This window comes from Flavobacterium sp. HBTb2-11-1 (assembly GCF_009826975.1).
Classification (GTDB): domain Bacteria; phylum Bacteroidota; class Bacteroidia; order Flavobacteriales; family Flavobacteriaceae; genus Flavobacterium.
On the sequence record NZ_WUMO01000010.1, the window covers coordinates 141,399 to 156,811 of the forward strand.

The window sequence follows — 15,413 nt, forward strand, 5'->3', positions numbered from 1 at the left end:
TATCCCGTTAGCTATAAAGTAATTTTGGTATGTATTTAAAACATAATCAAAATGGAAAAATTTATAAGATTTATTGCTGGTGGACAAAACAACTTTATTCACTTTTTAAGAATTGCCATATTTGTTGTAATGGCTTGGATTGGCGGATTAAAAGCCTTTAAATATGAAGCAGACGGAATAGTTCCGCTTGTCGCGAATAGTCCGTTTATGAGTTTCTTTTATAAAGATGCCGATAAACAAATTGTAATTGATGAAGGAAAAACGGTAAAAGCCTACACACTTTACAAAAACCTCGAAGGCAAAACTGTTGAGAGAAACATCAAATGGCACGAAGAAAACGGCACATACATTTTCTCTTACGGATTAGGAACTGTTATTGTAACAATAGGTTTACTGGTTCTTGTAGGCATCTGGTTTCCTAAAATGGGCTTTGTGGGCGGACTTCTGACATTCGGAATGGCATTTGTAACCTTATCATTTTTAATTACAACACCAGAAGTTTACGTTCCGAATTTGGGAGGTGATTTTCCAACGCCACAGTTTGGTTTTCCGTATCTTTCAGTTGGAGGCCGTTTGGTTCTCAAAGACATTATCATGATGAGTGGCGGACTGATTGTAGCTTCAGATAGTGCCAAGAAAATTTTAAAAAGATTTTACGCTTAATCAAAATAAAAAAGCTGCGCAAGGGCTCAGACTTGCACAGCTTTTTACAAAAACTCAAAACTAATTATTCATATTTTAAATATTTTAAAACATCTACTTTGGTCACTTGATAGGCTTTTGCTAAAACAATTGTCAATGTTAAAAACAACAGTGAAACAAAAGCTACTGCGAATGGCAGAAACGGAATATCGATTCGAGAAGCAAAGTTTTCAAGCCATTTTTGCATAAATAAATAAGCAGGGACAATTCCGATAAGGAAACCAATTATGCAGAAAACCACATACTGTTTGGATAATTCTTTTAGCAAAGTATTGGTTTCTGCGCCAAGCGTTTTTCTGATGGCGATTTCTCGTAATCTTCTTTCCATTGAAAAAGAAGCCAAAGCAAATAATCCAAAAACCGCGATTAATATTACCACAACATTCAGCAAAGCAAACAGATTTCTCTGATCTTGATATTTCTTATAGGTTCTGGCGAAGTTCTTATCGACGAAATCATATTCAAACGGATATTCCTGATCGACTTTAGATTTCCAAAATTTATCTATAGCTGCAATAGTTTCAGGCATTTGGTCAGGCGATATTTTGACCGTAATATTTCGCATATTATTTGTCATCCAGTCAAAGCTCTTAATATGAAAAAAGATCATTGGAGCAATACGGTATTCCAATCCGACGTAATGAAAGTTTTTGACAATGCCTACAACTTTAAATTTCTGTCCGCCAAAAACCACTTCTTTATTTACAGGATCTTTTTCTTGAAGTGTTTTTGCAGCAACTTCATTCAATAAAGCGCTCGAAATGCTGTCCGTTGCCAATTTAGGATCTAGATCTCTTCCTTTGAGTATTTTGATGCCTAAAAGGTTCAGTTGTCCAAAATCCATTGGCATTTGTTGAGTAATCACCTCTTTGTTTGCCTTGTAATGAAGACCTTGCCACGAATTATCGTTGCTGCCAATAGAGAACATTCCTGCAGAAACTGCTTCAACACCTTGAATTTTTAGAATTTCTTGTTTAATTGCTTTATACCTTTCATATTGATTTTTCCCTTTTTGAGGTTTAAATGAAATATCCATAATTTGAGCACCATTAAAACCTAAATCTTTGTCAGCCATAAAATTTACCTGCTTGTAAACAATAAACGACCCGATAATAAAAAGCGTAGCAATCGAGAACTGTAAAACCAGCATTCCGTTTCTAAGCCAAACACCGCTTTTGCTTCTTGAGAAGTTTCCTTTCAATACTTTAAGCGTTTCGAAATTTGAAATATACACGGCCGGAAAAACACCTGAAACGATAATGACAAAGATGAAAATCAAGACAAGCTGTAGGTAAAATTGAGTTCCAATAAGCATTAGATTTTTTCCCAAAAATGAATTGTAAAATGGCAGTGAAAGCTCAACAATTACCATTGCTAACAAAACAGAAAATAAAGTTATCAGTGTGGTTTCAAAAACAAATTGCGCTATAATTTGATTTTTTGAAGCACCAATAATTTTGCGTACGCCAACCTCTTTAGCTCGTTTTACTGCATTTGCCGTTGCCATGTTGATGTAGTTTACAATCGAAAGAATTAAAATTAAGATTGATAAACCCATTACTATTTTTAAGAACTGCAAATTGGCATTTAGTTCTGGAAAAGCAGAATTTCCTTGATAAAGTCTTGCTTTTGTAAGAGGAAGAAGCCTTGATTTTATGGGATCTCCATATTGTTTAATAAACTGCTCAATTGATAAACCTTCTGCTTTTGCCTGTTTTTTGTAGTTGTCTTCAAGAAATATTTTATCCAAATTTTGAATTACGGCAGTTGTATCGCTTTGCTTTTTCAACTTAAGCATTAAGCCATAATTAAAACCCCAATTGTCTTTATTGTTTTCTAATTCCTCCTCAACTATTGGAGTAACGACTGCAGGCATTACAGACGATTTTTCGGGCATTTTATAGACGCCGCGAATCACAAAAATCTGGTCGGCATATTTTACTTGTTTTCCCATCGGATTTTCATTCTTGAAAATCTTGGCAGCCGCCTCTTCTGAAAGCGCCATACTGTTGCGATCATGAAGAGCCGTTTTGGCACTGCCTTGAATAAATTCAAACGGGAAGAAAGAAAAGAAACTCCTTTCGGCCGAAAAGATTTTATCGACCAATTCTATTTTTCCGTTATACTGAATCGTTTCTTTTGTATAAAAAGGTCTATAATAGCAGTATTGATTTAGATATGAAGTAGTTTCTTTTAGCATTCGACCAGGAACCGGAGAGTTTGTTGTCCAGATATTGCCTCCTCCAAAATCGTTCATTACGTTATAAATTTTATCCTTTTCAGGATTCCACTGATCGTAAGCATGTTCTTCGTTCCAGTATAGAATCGCAAAGATTAAACCTGCAATTCCAATACTTAGACCTAAAATGTTTAGAACCGTAAAGAACTTATTGTTCTTTATATGGTATATAAATATGTTTGTCCAATTTTTAAGCATTTTACTCGTATTTTAAGTATTTTAAAACATCTACTTTTGTAGCTTGATAGGTTCGAGACAATACTACAATTAAGGTGAGCGACAATAATGCTATGAATCCAAATACGAATGGATAAGCAGAAATTTCAATTCTAAAGACAAAATCTTCAAGCCACTTATTTAGTAAATAATAAGCTGGAAATAGCGCAATTAGAAATCCGATGAAACAAAATAGTACATATTGTTTAGAGAGTTCTCTCAGCAAAACATGGGTTTCGGCCCCAAGTGTTTTTCGAATGGCTATTTCTTTCATTCTGCTCTGAACAGAATAGGAAGCCAATGCAAAAAGTCCGAAGAGAGCAATTAAAATAACGATCACATTTAAGAGTGAAAAAAGATTTCTTTGATCTATAAATTCTTTGTAGTTTCTGGCATAAGCTTTATCTACAAAATCATATTTAAAAGGGAAATCGGCATCTATATTTTTTCTCCAGAAATTTTCAAGATTTGGAAGCGTATTTTCCATTTCGACTGGATTTACTTTTACGAAAATTCGGTTAACATTTGCATTTAACCAATCGACGGTTCTGAGATGAAAAAAAAGCATCGGTGGAATTTCAGCTTTTGGCCCCCAAAGATTGAAATTTTTAACAACCCCGATAATTTTAAGTTTCTTTTCATTCCAATCTACAATTTTACCAATCGGATTTTTCTCCTTCATCATTTTCAGTGCTGTTTCATTAACCAATACAGAATTTATGCTGTCTGATGAAATTCGTCTGTCTAAATAGCGTCCTTCAGTCAATTTGATTTTCAGCATTTCGAGCATTCCGTAATCAATAGCCATATTTTGACCTTGAATGCTTACATCATGATAGCTAAAAGTAGAAGCTGAAGTTCCGCCTCCGCTAAACGAAAATGCTCCTGTACTAACTTTAGAAACTCCTTTAATTTTTGCTATTTCTTCTCTTAAAGTTTCATATCTTGTATACAATCCTCTTATCGCTTTTGGATCATTAAAATCAATATTAGGTTGCCTATAGTTAATTTCCAGAATCTGATTGCCTTTGAAGCCTAAATCTCTAAGACTTAAAAATTTTACTTGTTCATATACTATGTACGATCCAATAATAAAAAAAGAAGCAATCGAAAACTGTAAAATAAGCACTCCGTTTCTAATCCATGTGCCGCTTTTGCTTCTTTCAAAATTTCCTTTTAAAACTTTAGAGGTTTCAAAATTTGAGATGTAAAGAGCAGGGAATATGCCAGCAGCGATAACGGTTATGATAAAAATGATTAGCAATTCATAGAAAAATGAAGCGCCGTTTATAGTGAGTTGTTTATCTAAAAAATTATTGTAAAAAGGCAGTGACAATTCGACAATGACCAAAGACAGCAAAATAGAAAAAGTGGTAATGACAAGAGTTTCAAAAATAAACTGCAATACAATATTGCTTTTTGAGGCTCCAGCAATTTTTCTAACTCCAACTTCTTTTGCTCTTTTAATAGCATTTGCCGTTGCTAGATTGATATAATTAAAAAGCGATAAAATTAAAATCAAAAGAGACAATCCCATCATTATCATCAGAAATTGATAATTGCCTTTTCCTTCAGCATAACCATCAACAGCCGAATGCAATCGAGCATCTTTTAAAGGTTCCAAAAATATTTTCATATTTTCGGCTCCATTCTTTTTCTCCCATTCTGCAATTGTCAAACCTTCTTGTTTTGCCCATCTTACTGTGCGATTTTGGTACAGAAGACTTTCCATTTTAACAATTACTTTTTCTTTGTCTTTAGGATTTTTAAGTTTTAATAATAAGCCTAAATTAAAATTTCCCCAATTGTCCTTTTCAGTAGGGATTCTTTCTGCAATAAAATTAACAACAGCTTCAGGCGCGAGAGAAGATTTACCCTGAATTTCATAAACAGCCGTTACGATCAGTTTCCTATGATCGTTAGTAATCGCTTTACCTAAAACATTTACATCTCCAAATAAATTTAGTGCAGTCTGTTTAGAGATCGCAATACAGTTTTTGTCTTTTAAAGCTATTTTGCTATTTCCTTTTATAAAATGAAAAGGAAACATTTCAAAAAAAGTTTTTTGAGCATCGATTGTCTTAAAAATCCCTTTTTTATTATTGCTTAGCAGAATCTTTTTGCTGTACCAAGTATCCATGTAGCAATAACTTTCCAGTTCTTTAAAATCAGTTTTAAAATAATCCTCAAAAGTGATTACATTGGTAACCCAAATATTGGTTGGACTAACTTGGCTTAAAGACTGAAAAACTACTTCTTTATTAGGATTCCAGTCGTTATAGCTTTGTTCATCATTCCAATATAAAATCGAAAAAATCAAGCCAGATATTCCAATACTCAGACCAAGAATATTCAGAGCTGTAAAAAGCTTATTATGCTTTAATTGATAAATAAATATGTTAATCCAATTCTGAAGCATAAACTAGTTGTTAGCAGTTACCAAAACATCTACATTTCTATGATTCACTTTCTCAGAAAGAATCACGCCATCTTTCATAAAAATGGTTTTTTGCGAAAAAGAAGCATCGTAATCAGAGTGCGTTACCATCAAGATTGTCGATCCGCTGGCATGAAGATCGGTTAGTAATTCCATAACCTCGTTTCCGTTTCTACTATCTAGATTTCCTGTTGGCTCATCGGCCAAAATAATTTTCGGATTATTGATTAAAGCTCTTGCTACGGCCACACGCTGCTGCTGTCCGCCCGAAAGCTGTTGCGGAAAATGCTTCAATCTATGGGCAATTCCCAAAATTTTAGCCATTTCATTTACTCGCGATTTTCTTTCAGCAGAAGGAACATTGCTGTAAATTAAAGGCAATTCGATATTATCAAAAACTGATAATTCATCAATTAGATTAAAGTTCTGGAAAATGAATCCGATGTTTTCTTTTCGGGCTTGCGACTTTTGTTTTTCCTTCAAACCCACCATTTCCTGATCCAGAAGCTTATAACTTCCACTTGAAGCACTGTCCAAAAGTCCGATAATGTTTAGTAAAGTTGATTTTCCGCTTCCAGACGGTCCCATAATAGAGACAAAATCGCCTTGATTGATGGTTAACGAAATCTCGCTTAATGCTTTGGTTTCTAATTCCTCAGTTCTAAATACTTTTGAAAGTTTTGTAATGGTAATCATAATTGACTGTTTTTAATTTTGATTGATTTTCTTTTAAAATTTTTATGCCCTTTGGAAATGACAGAAACAAGTCTGAAAATTAAGATAAATTTTTTTTAATTTATCGCTATTTATTTTGTTATTTGTACTTCTGAAAGGCTTTAATTATTAATGATTTACAAGTTCTAATGTGATTTTCGTGCCAGCAAATTAAACTTTGTAAACGCCTTATTTTTAAGGGATTATTTTTCGATAAAAATCCAAACTGTCCATTAATGGACACCTTTCGTCCAAAACTGAACAATAATGAAAAAGACCAACGCCTCTATTTTAATCATCGACGATCAAGAAGACATACTTTTTGCATCAAAAGTCTATCTTAAAAAGTATTTCGAGAACATTTATACGCTCAATAATCCGAAAAATATTGTCGAATTATTGGCTAAAAATGCCATTGACGTAGTTTTATTGGACATGAATTACCGATTGGGTTTTGAAGATGGGAGAGAAGGTTTGTATTTGCTTAAAGAAATAAAAACGCTTTCGCCGAAAACAGTTGTCATTCTAATGACCGCTTTCGGAAAAGTAGAAACCGCTGTTGAAGGCTTAAAATCGGGTGCTTTTGATTATATTCTGAAACCTTGGGAAAATAAAAAGCTCTTAGAATCGGTTAAACAAGCGGTAGATAAATCTCGAAAAGAACAGAAGAAAAGTAAAGAGGTTGAGATAAAAGAAGACTTTTTTGTTGGCAATTCTGAAATTATAAAAAAAGCCTATTCACTGGCAGATAAAGTCGCAAAAACCGATGCAAATGTTTTGATTTTAGGCGAAAATGGTACAGGGAAATTTGTTCTGGCGCATCACATTCATTCGCAATCGGAAAGAAAAAATCAGCCCTTTATTGCAGTCGATTTAGGTTCTTTAAATTCGAATATTTTTGAAAGCGAATTGTTTGGTTATGCCAAAGGTGCTTTTACTGATGCTAAAACGGATACAGCAGGACGTTTTGAAATGGCGCAAAACGGAACTATCTTTTTAGATGAAATTGGGAATGTGCCACTTCATTTGCAATCCAAACTGCTTCAAGTGATTCAAACCAAAACCGTAACCAGATTAGGTGAAACGAAACCAAGACCTTTAAATGTGCGCATCATAACGGCAACCAATTTGAATTTAAAACAAGAAGTAGCTGATAAAAATTTTCGTGAAGATTTGTATTATCGCATCAATACCATGGAAATCGTTTTGCCTCCGTTGAGAGAACGTCACGAAGATAAAATTCCGCTTGCCGAATATCTTTTGGATAAAATGATTGAAAAATATGGCAGGGACGAAATTGTTTTTGACAAAAAAGTCTTGGAACAGATTGAAAAACATGCTTGGAACGGAAATATCCGCGAAATGGAAAATAAGATTGAACGCGCGGTTATTCTCTGCGAAAATAATACCATCACCGCTTCAGATTTGGATTTGGAAACGATAACGCCTTACGAGGAAAACTCAGACGATATTCAGCTCTCTTCTGTTGAAAAAGCAGCAGTTGAAAAAGCACTTCTTAAAAACAACAATAATATCAGTAAAACAGCCGAAGAATTAGGACTTTCAAGAGGCGCGCTGTATAGACGTTTGGAGAAATTTAATATCAATATCGACTAATTATGTTAAGGACTTTACAAACTTATAAACTCCTTTTTCTGCGATTAATTTTTATCGTTATCGGCATCGAATTGTCGCTTTATTTCTTTAAGATTGGTTTGCTTTTTACGGGAATTTTTAGCCTCTGCATGGTTTTTCTGCTGAGTAGAGAAATGTATTTTTATGTTAAAAATATGGTTTTGATTTACAATAAAACCATTTCTTCAATATTGCAGGATGATTTTAGTTCTGATTTTTCTAAACATAAATTCAATAGTACGTATAACGAGCTTTTTACTTTGTATGAAACTTTAAAAAACAAGCAAAATGAGCAAGTTACGAGAGATATTATTTACCGTTCGATTTTAAACAATATAGAATCGGGCGTTATTATTTTGCAGAAACAGGAAAGCGATTGGAGTGTTTTTTTAATGAACGATTACTTTTCGAGCCATTTTAATGCGCCTAAAGTTTCGAAATGGAAATATCTTAAGAATCAGCTGCCGTCTTTGTGTGAAATTATCGAAAAAGATGATTTTCACGAAATCAAAACTTCAATCGAGCTAAGTATAAACGAAAAAAGCAAACAGACGTTTGTTTTGCAGGCCTCACGAACAGAAATCTTTGGACAGGATTATTTTATTGTTTTGCTCGACTCGATTCAGAATGTGGTGGAGAAAAAAGAAAAAGATGCATGGATCAATTTGATGAAAGTGATTTCGCATGAATTGCTGAACTCCATTACGCCAATTCGTTCGATCTGCCAGAATTTGGAGGATTTGGTAGAGCAAGATTCGCTTTCGCCAGAGGATTTAGAAGATGTCAAACACAGCGTGCAAACGATGTTGAGACGTAGCGACCATTTACAGAAATTTGTAGAAGGATATCGAAAACTGGCTATGCTGCCTTCGCCAAAAAAAGAAAAAATAGAATTACAGCATTTGATTGAAAACTGCATTCAAATAATGAGTCCGATTTTCAAGAAAAATAATATTGAGGTAACCAATAGCGTTATTCAAGACTATTTTATAAATGTCGATTCTCAGCAGACAGAACAAGTGCTAATCAATTTACTGACGAACTCGATTAATGCATTAGAAAACAAAGATTCCAAACAAATCTCCATTTCGGCGGAAGCCAAAAATAATCGCATTTTCATACGAGTTACAGACAATGGAAAAGGAATTGAAAAAGAAATTGAAGACAAAATATTTCTTCCGTTTTACACCACAAGAACCGAAGGTGCGGGAATTGGTTTGACTTTATCTAAAAATATTATAGAGGCTCACGGCGGTTATATTTCACATAAAAACGAAAATGGAAAAACGATTTTTGAAATGTGTTTGATTGAAGATTGATTTGAATTTTGCAAAAGAAATGTTTTAACATACGGCTAATATTTTTTGTTTAAATTTGTGAAGAGGAGTTGCCCAATTGACTCTCGATAATAAAGAATATTACAAACATGAGTACAAATACAACTTCTGCTATAGCTTCTAGTTTCCTTATTGATTTAAAAACACAAACGTCTGATTCTCATAAGAAATTGGAAGAACTTCCAGTGTCTATGTCGATTATGTCGCCAGATATGAAAATCGAAGATTACACTTATTATTTAAGTTTAATGCATGATGTGCATAACGATACTGAGGAACATATTTTCCCTTTTTTAGCAAATGCAATGGAAGATCTGGAACAAAGAAGAAAGAAACATCTTATAGAAAATGATCTTTTCTTTCTGAATGCTCCAAAAATGAATTCAGAAAAAGTCTTTGAAACAGAATTAATTTCAGTTCCATTTGCTTTAGGGATTTTATATGTAGTAGAAGGTTCAACGCTTGGAGGAAGATTTATTTTGAAAAATGTATCTAAATTTCCTGAACTTTCAGGAGAACAAGGTGTTTCTTATTTTAACGGTTATGGAGAAAAAACAGGAAGCTTTTGGAAATCTTTCCTTAATTTTCTTTCAGAGTACGAACAAGAGCATAATTGCGGAGAGAAAATTATAGAAGGAGCAATTTTTGCTTTTGATAGTATATACAAGCATTTTGACCGAAAGTAAAAAATGAAGATTAAGGATATAGTAAATCGTGATCTTGTTAATTTAAGTAATTGCGAACAGGAACCTATACATATTCCAGGAAAAATTCAGCCTCATGGCTTTTTACTTGGTATTACGCAAGACTGGAAAATAGATTTCTGTACAGAAAATGTTGCTGTATATTTTGATATTTCCCACATTCAGATGTTGGGAAAAGATTTTGCAAGCGTTTTTGGCTCTGTTGCACAAGAAGAAATATTGGCCTATATAAAAGGAGATGAAGTTCAAGACGCTTTTCCACTTGAGATCGAACTGCTCGGAAAATTATTTCAAATCAATATTCATGTTAGTGATGGCATTTTTGTTCTAGAAGCCGAATTGCTGTTTCCGGATAGAGAAAAACTGGCTGACGCTTACAAACAAACCATTCAGTTTGTTAGTCAGATGAATAAAACCAAATCGCTTAAAGATTTATGTGCTCTTGTAGCGCAAGGAACGCGTGAAATAACAGGTTACGATCGCGTTATGATTTACCGTTTTGATGAGCAGTATAACGGAGAAGTATTTGCCGAAGACTGTCGTGAAGATTTAGAGCCTTTTCTAGGATTGCACTATCCGCATACCGATATTCCTGCTCAAGCTCGCGAATTGTATATTAAAAATCAGCTTAGGTTGATTGTTGATATTAATTACGAGCCAGTTCCGATTTATACAGTCGATGATAAGGAAGGTAAAAATCTGGATTTAAGCCTTTCTATTCTTCGAAGCACTTCGCCAATTCATGTTGAATATCTTAAAAATATTGGAGTAGGTGCAACGCTAACCATTTCGCTCATTCATCACGGAAAATTGTGGGGTTTAATTGCCTGCCATCATTATTCAGAAAAAAATATATCGCCTGAAATTAGATTGGCGGCGAAACTTCAAGGACAATTTATCACGTCTCAAATTGATATCAGACAATCTAACGATGAATACATAAGTGCTCAAAAAACCGTTTTAGCATTAGAACAGTTAAATGCGCTTAATCTTCCTATTTTGCAGAAATCATTAGAGACGATAATCGCTGCGCCACAGCTTTTAGATCTTTGTAATGCTGCAGGAGTGTCCATTGTTTCTAGAAGTAAAATTTATAAAAATGGTTCAACTCCAACGGATGAACAAATTTTCAAATTAATTGAAAAGATTGCCGAAAAGAATATAACTGATGTATTTTCGACTAATAAAATAAGCGACCATTTTCCAGAATTTGCCGAAGATGAAAATTTTGCGGGAATTATTTACCATTCGCTTGGCAATAATAATAATGACCATATCATTTGGTATAGGCCAGAAACTATTTCTGAAATACATTGGGGCGGAGATCCTGAGAAAAGTATCGTAAAAGACAGTAACGGACTGCATCCTAGAAATTCGTTTAATATCTGGAAGCAGATCGTAAACAATCAAAGCAATGTTTGGAAATCGTATGAGATTAACGCTGCGGGACAATACGCTCATACTTTACAGAATCAGCTTATTTTGATTATGTTGAGTGAAGAGGAAGAAAAATATAGAAACCAAAGTGAAATATTAAAAGAAACCAATTCGGAGCTTGAAAATATAAACTGGATCAGTACGCATGATTTGCAGGAACCTTTGCGTAAAATTCAGCTGATTACTTCGAAAATGCTCTCCGAGTTGGATGTTATTTCTACAGAGTCGATTTCAAATTCTTTAGAACGAGTTTCAAAATCTGCCAATAGAATGAGCGGTTTATTGGAAGATATTTTAAAATATACTCGTATAAAAAATAATAGAGATGCTCTTGGCAATGTAGATTTAAATGAAGTTCTGCAAACTGTTCTTAAGGAAATGAATGAAACTATTGCAGAAAATAATGCTGTAATAGAATACGAAAATCTTCCAGAGGTTCATGCTGTTTCTTTTTTGATGAAGCAATTATTGACGAATGTCATTCAAAATTCTTTAAAATATAAATCTCCAGAAAGAAATCCGATAATAAAAATAACAGCTTCTCAGGAACCAGTAATTATCAGCAATTTATTTAAAGTGTATTGCCATTGGGTTCGTTTTTCTGATAATGGAATTGGTTTTGAACCCCAATATGAGAAATCGATCTTTAAGATATTTACCAAACTGCATACTATGGAAGAGTATACGGGTTCAGGTATAGGTCTTGCTTTATGTAAAAAAATCATGCATGCGATTGGCGGAGATATTTATGCGCAAGGAAAACCAGGAAAAGGCACAGATATTATAATCTATTTTCCATGTGATCCGAAAGATACGCTTTTGCCTATAAATGAGTAGAATTTATTTAGCGCAGATTTAAAAAGATTTCTACAGATTAATCAGATTTAATTTTATCTGCCTTTAATCATTTTAAATCTGCGTGAAACATTTTATATTAGCTTTTTCGAACAAAAAGTTTTAATCTTTCGGTTTTAAAATTCACTTCAGAAATAATAGTCCCGGCAAAAATTAAAGTTCCGCCCAAAAGCAAACGCCAAGTTAGGTTTTCACCCAAAATGAAGAATGCGCCAATTGCTCCAAAAACAGGTTCAAACAAATAAATTACTGCCACACGTTCTGCCGATAAGTATCGCTGCGAAATATTGGAAACCGTGTACATAAAAGCTGTAGAAAACAAAGCGCAATACATTACGCCCATCCAAAACGTATTATTTTGCGGAAACCATTCTGATGAACTGTCTGTCAGCGCTATTAAAAAAGTAAAAAGCGCACAAAACGCAAACATGGGAACATTAGAATACAAAAGATTTTTGGTAGCCGAATGTTTTTCAACAGCAATTAAATAAATCGCAAAGGCAAAAGCTCCAGCGATGGTAAATAAATCCCCGAAGTTTATCGTAAATTTATCCTGAATGGCAATAATAAATAAACCGGTTAAAGCCGTTAAAGCAGCAATCCAAATTTTTAGAGAAGCATTGGTTTTGTAAACCGCCAGTTTTAATAACGGAATAATAATTACGGTTAATCCCGCAATAAAAGAACACTGAGAAGCATCTGTATATTTCAGTCCAACAGTTTGCAGCTGAATGCCTAAAAACATTGGAACTGCTAAGATAAAACCTGTTTTGACAGCTTCTCGATTGATGTCTTTAACATATTTCCAAAAAATAAAACTCAATACAGCGACAGCCAGCAGGAAGCGATAGAATAGAAATACATTTAGAGAATATGCGCCAATTGCCATTTTGGTAACAGAATATGAGACTCCCCAAAAGGCAGTGCCAAGAATTAATAAAAACAATAAAAGCTGTCTTCTTTCCATTTTAAATCAATACTTTTTTCATCATTAAATCGGTTTGTTCGTCGTCGCCTAATCTGAAGATATGTGTGTCAAATTGTACAAAACCATTTTTTGTATAGAAGCTCACGGCCCTAAAATTCTTTTCCCATACGCCCAACCACATATACGAGGCTTTTATTTCTTTGGCAATTTCTTCTGCTTGCGCGTACAAGGCTTGCGCGACTTTTTTACCATGAAATTCTTTTGCCACATAGATGCGTTCTATTTCTAAAGCGTTTAAATCTTCCTTTTCGGTTTGAGCGTCAGCCGTGTTTAATTTCAGATAACCCACTACTTTTTCGTCTAAAACAGCTAAAAAGAAATAAGACGACGGATTTTTCAATTCAGCACTTAGTTTTTCTGTGGCGAAGCTTTCGTCCAGATATTTTTTCATGTTTTCTTCGCTGTTGACATCAGCAAAAGTTTCAAAAAAAGTTTGTCTGCCAATAGATTGAAGCTTTAAAACGTCATCAATCGTTGCTTTAGTTATTTTTAGAGTATTCATTTTTATTTCTTTTTAATGCGTTAAAAGCTGTTTTTTATTCTTTATAAATGCGTAAATTGCATCAATGGATTTACAGCAGATTAAATATTTTTTGGCTTTGGCCCGCGAACTTCATTTCTGGAATACTGCCGGAAAAATGAATATTACACAATCAGCACTTAGCCGTCAGATTCAGTCTCTTGAGAATCAGCTTGGGGTTCAGTTGTTTGAGCGAAACAAACGCAATGTCAAACTGACTGCCGCTGGCCAATTCTTAAAAGAAAAATGGGAGGTAGAATTGAGTAAATTGGAATTTATTCATCAATCTGCCCGCCAGATTCAGTTGGGAGAGAGCGGTACGATTACCATTTCTCATCCCGATTCTATTTCGGCTTCTGCTATGCCCGAAATCTTATCTCGCATTTCAAATGCTTTTCCTAAGCTTAAAATCAAACTAGTTCAAGTTTTATACGAGAATCAGCAGGATTTTTTACGCAATTATAAAATTGATCTGGCCTTTACCAGAGATATCAATACCGATAAAGATATTCAGTCTCAAAAAATCCAAACCGATTATCTGGCGATTGTCGTTCCAGAAGATCACCCTTATCAGACGCCTGCCGATTTGACCAAGGAAACGCTTGCTTCTCAAAAGTTTATTTTACCAACCAACGACGAAGGAAGCAGTTATAGTGATCTTATTCGAAGGCTGTTCAATTCTTTCGAGAATGCTCCCGAAGTTTATCTTTATTCTGAATTCGGTTCTGCGATTATCGCTTTGGTTCGAAAAGGACTCGGAATTGCCATTTTACCCGATTCTTATGTCTATCACGAAATTCCAGGAATCCGATTTATCAAATTGCCTTTAGAAACCGATTTATATGTCAATTGGAGAACCGAAGACCATAACCCTGTGCTTGCCAATGTTTTGAAATTGATTATTCCGTAACTGTTAAGGCCTCAGCATTCCAATATGCGGAATTCCGTCTTCGTCATACACTTCTCCCTGTTCAACAAATCCTAACGATTGGTAGAACTTGGACAAATGATATTGCGCACTGATTCTAATTGGACTTTTTCCAAATTTTTCCTCACAACCTTCAATCGAAGCTTCCATTAGTTTTACCCCTAAACCTAATCCGCGATGCGATCTTGCAATTACTACTCTTCCTATCGAAACTTCATCATACGATACTCCCTTTGGAAGCAAACGTGTGACACCTGCCAATTCGTTATCGGCATAATACAATAGATGAAAACCTTTTTGGTCTTTATTGTCTAAATCGAGATAAGGGCAGTTTTGTTCGACCACAAATACATCGCTTCTTAAACGAAGCATATTGTACATTTCGTGATTGGTTAATTCGTCAAAAGATTTAATGGAATGGCTGAATGTCATTTTTAATTTTAGACTTTAATTTTTGACAAAGATAAAACAGAGAATAATGTGTAAAAATGCTATTTTTTTATCATGTGATGCTGAAAGTGCATTAATGCTTTTTGAAATTCCAAATTCCAAAATTGAAATTCCAAATTCCAAGCTGAAAACGCAAAACTAAAGTTCTACTAACAGTTGTCATTCTGAGAACGAAGAATCACACTAGAAATTCCGCAAAGTGAATTTTCTCAATCTTTGTCGATATGCGAGTGTGATCCTTCGTTCCTCCC

At 34.3% G+C, this 15,413-nt stretch carries 12 protein-coding genes; 6 read left to right on the forward strand and 6 right to left on the reverse strand.

The features are described 5' to 3' along the window. Positions 1-51: 51 nt before the first annotated feature. Positions 52-663 carry a DUF417 family protein gene (locus tag GR162_RS19755; RefSeq protein WP_160783522.1) on the forward strand — a complete coding sequence of 204 codons (612 nt, stop codon included), beginning with the start codon at positions 52-54 and terminating at the stop codon, positions 661-663. Between the two features lie 64 nt (positions 664-727). On the opposite strand, the gene GR162_RS19760 is transcribed toward GR162_RS19755, so the two are convergent. The 3 genes from GR162_RS19760 to GR162_RS19770 are packed head-to-tail and all read right to left on the reverse strand — an operon-like array spanning position 728 to position 6,290. Continuing rightward, entirely contained in the window at positions 728-3,139 is a 2,412-nt protein-coding gene (locus GR162_RS19760) for an ABC transporter permease (RefSeq protein WP_160783523.1), read from the reverse strand. A gap of 1 nt (position 3,140) precedes the next feature. Continuing rightward, positions 3,141-5,576: an ABC transporter permease gene (locus GR162_RS19765; RefSeq protein ID WP_160783524.1), complete on the reverse strand. Its 2,436-nt coding sequence runs from the start codon at positions 5,574-5,576 to the stop codon at positions 3,141-3,143. A gap of 3 nt (positions 5,577-5,579) precedes the next feature. Then, on the reverse strand, positions 5,580-6,290 hold the full coding sequence (locus GR162_RS19770) for an ABC transporter ATP-binding protein (RefSeq protein ID WP_160783525.1): 711 nt from the start codon (positions 6,288-6,290) through the stop codon (positions 5,580-5,582). A gap of 285 nt (positions 6,291-6,575) precedes the next feature. On the opposite strand from GR162_RS19770, the gene GR162_RS19775 reads away from it, so the two are divergent. The 4 genes from GR162_RS19775 (at position 6,576) to GR162_RS19790 (ending at position 12,258) form a co-directional block, all read left to right on the forward strand. After that, positions 6,576-7,925 carry a sigma-54 dependent transcriptional regulator gene (locus GR162_RS19775; protein ID WP_160783526.1) on the forward strand — a complete coding sequence of 450 codons (1,350 nt, stop codon included), beginning with the start codon at positions 6,576-6,578 and terminating at the stop codon, positions 7,923-7,925. Positions 7,926-7,927: 2 nt separating this feature from the next. Further along, positions 7,928-9,262, forward strand: a complete 1,335-nt coding sequence (locus GR162_RS19780; RefSeq protein ID WP_160783527.1) for a PAS domain-containing sensor histidine kinase — start codon at positions 7,928-7,930, stop codon at positions 9,260-9,262. 107 nt (positions 9,263-9,369) lie between these two features. Next, positions 9,370-9,966, forward strand: a complete 597-nt coding sequence (locus GR162_RS19785; RefSeq protein ID WP_160783528.1) for a biliverdin-producing heme oxygenase — start codon at positions 9,370-9,372, stop codon at positions 9,964-9,966. 3 nt (positions 9,967-9,969) lie between these two features. Continuing rightward, complete coding sequence (locus tag GR162_RS19790; RefSeq protein ID WP_160783529.1) at positions 9,970-12,258, forward strand: ATP-binding protein; 2,289 nt, start codon at positions 9,970-9,972, stop codon at positions 12,256-12,258. 97 nt (positions 12,259-12,355) lie between these two features. Here GR162_RS19790 and GR162_RS19795 read toward each other — a convergent pair whose 3' ends face one another. Beyond that, positions 12,356-13,243, reverse strand: coding sequence for a DMT family transporter (locus GR162_RS19795; RefSeq protein ID WP_160783530.1), 888 nt, complete (start codon positions 13,241-13,243; stop codon positions 12,356-12,358). Position 13,244: 1 nt separating this feature from the next. Next, the gene (locus tag GR162_RS19800; protein ID WP_160783531.1) at positions 13,245-13,766 is read right to left on the reverse strand and encodes a GNAT family N-acetyltransferase; all 522 of its coding nucleotides are present in this window, start codon (positions 13,764-13,766) and stop codon (positions 13,245-13,247) included. Between the two features lie 64 nt (positions 13,767-13,830). On the opposite strand from GR162_RS19800, the gene GR162_RS19805 reads away from it, so the two are divergent. Continuing rightward, complete coding sequence (locus GR162_RS19805) at positions 13,831-14,694, forward strand: LysR family transcriptional regulator (RefSeq protein WP_160783532.1); 864 nt, start codon at positions 13,831-13,833, stop codon at positions 14,692-14,694. A gap of 3 nt (positions 14,695-14,697) precedes the next feature. Here GR162_RS19805 and GR162_RS19810 read toward each other — a convergent pair whose 3' ends face one another. Further along, positions 14,698-15,144 carry a GNAT family N-acetyltransferase gene (locus GR162_RS19810; protein WP_160783533.1) on the reverse strand — a complete coding sequence of 149 codons (447 nt, stop codon included), beginning with the start codon at positions 15,142-15,144 and terminating at the stop codon, positions 14,698-14,700. Between the last annotated feature and the right edge of the window lie 269 nt (positions 15,145-15,413).